Below are 1407 nucleotides of genomic sequence, written 5' to 3' on the forward strand. Positions count from 1 at the left end.
ACCAGGGGCGGTACAAGGCCGCCTCTGTGGAGCAGCTTCTCCGCCTTTGGCAGCGTCGCGGCTCTCCTCATCTTACCTTTCCCCCAGAAATCGGCCAGTTCCTTTGGCAGGAGCAGCAGGAGCTGATCCGCTCTTTGGCTGCGGCTGCCCTTGCCTGTTCTCCGTTGCCGCCGGTACCCCCCGCGGGATCCCTGTTTTCCAGAGAACCGGCCATATCTCTAAACTTGTTGTTGGAGCAGTTGCAGGAGCTTCCCCCCAAGCTGCGCCGCCTGCTCGCCCAGTCCCCTCGTGCCGGTGGGACAGAGTCCTCATCGTTCGCGACAGAGGTGCAGAGCACATTCCCGGAGATTCCGCAGATGGTCGTTGACCCGCCAACTCCTGCCGAGCCTCCTCAGGGACAGTCTTGATGGGTTTGCCATCTTTTCCTCAGGGATCCTGGCCATGAACTTTCCCCTCGATTGCGACAGCGGTGCGGAGCACATTTTTGCCGCCTTGCCCTGTGGGGTGATCACCGTCAGCGACACGCGCACCCCTGAAACCGATCACAGCGGCCAGTTTATCTGCACAGCCCTCCAGGAGTCCGGCCACCGGGTGGAGAGATATTGCATTCTCCGAGATGAACCGCAGCTCATTCGAGAGCAGGTTCAGGATTGGGCCGGATCCCTGCCGGTGATCTTGTTGAATGGTGGCACAGGCATCGCCCCCCGCGACACCACTTACGACGCCATCGAGGCTCTCCTGGAAAAGACCTTGCCCGGCTTTGGGGAGATCTTCCGCCAGCTCAGCTATGCCCAGGTCGGCAGTCGGGCCATCGCCTCTCGGGCCATCGCCGGGATCCACGGAAAGTGCTTGATCTTTTCCATGCCTGGCTCCCCAGCAGCCGTGCAACTGGCTATGCGCAGCCTGATCCTGCCGGAGCTACCCCACCTGGTTAAGCAACTGCACCAGGGCAAGCATTGAGGCAGCAGGCCGTCTTAGTGATCCCCTCTTAGGCCAAGAGGGCAGTCGCCTTGGCAAGAGCCTCCTCCCGCAGCAGAGCGGCTTTATCGGTGCGCTCCCAGGGCAGATCCAGGTGAGTTTGCCCAAAGTGCCCATAGACCGCTACGTCTTGGTAGAAGCGCCCTCCCCGTTGGCGAGGCAACTCCCGCAGTTGGAACTGAGCCAAAATGGCTGCCGGCCTCAGATCGAAGTGGCGCTGCACCAGCCGCAACAGCTCTTCGTCGGGGATGCGCCCTGTGCCAAAGGTTTCCACCAAAATGTTGATGGGGCGGGCTACCCCAATGGCGTAGCTCACCTGCACTTCACATTTTTGCGCCAAGCCAGCTGCCACGATGTTCTTGGCCACGTAACGAGCCGCATAGGCAGCGCTGCGATCCACCTTGGTGGGATCCTTGCCGGAGAAGGCCC

Annotated in this window: 3 protein-coding genes; 2 read left to right on the top strand and 1 reads right to left on the bottom strand. The window is 61.3% G+C overall.

The features are described from left to right. Both NW856_RS08505 and NW856_RS08510 read left to right on the top strand, forming a co-directional pair. Positions 1-407, top strand: a 407-nt coding sequence (locus NW856_RS08505; protein WP_414399828.1) for a hypothetical protein, incomplete at its 5' end; no start/stop codon positions are given. A 34-nt stretch (positions 408-441) separates the two neighbouring features. Beyond that, positions 442-960, top strand: coding sequence for a MogA/MoaB family molybdenum cofactor biosynthesis protein (locus NW856_RS08510; RefSeq protein WP_414399829.1), 519 nt, complete (start codon positions 442-444; stop codon positions 958-960). A 28-nt stretch (positions 961-988) separates the two neighbouring features. Here NW856_RS08510 and NW856_RS08515 read toward each other — a convergent pair. After that, positions 989-1407, bottom strand: a 419-nt coding sequence (locus tag NW856_RS08515) for a methionine adenosyltransferase domain-containing protein (protein ID WP_414399830.1), incomplete at its 5' end; no start/stop codon positions are given.

The sequence above is a fragment of the Synechococcus sp. R3-13 genome (genome assembly GCF_047462195.1).
Classification (GTDB): Bacteria; Cyanobacteriota; Cyanobacteriia; order Thermostichales; family Thermostichaceae; genus Thermostichus.

Coding starts and splice junctions, on each gene's coding strand:
- NW856_RS08510 (WP_414399829.1), top strand. CDS start 442: ATGAACTTTCCCCTCGATTGCGACAGCGGTGCGGAGCACATTTTTGCC.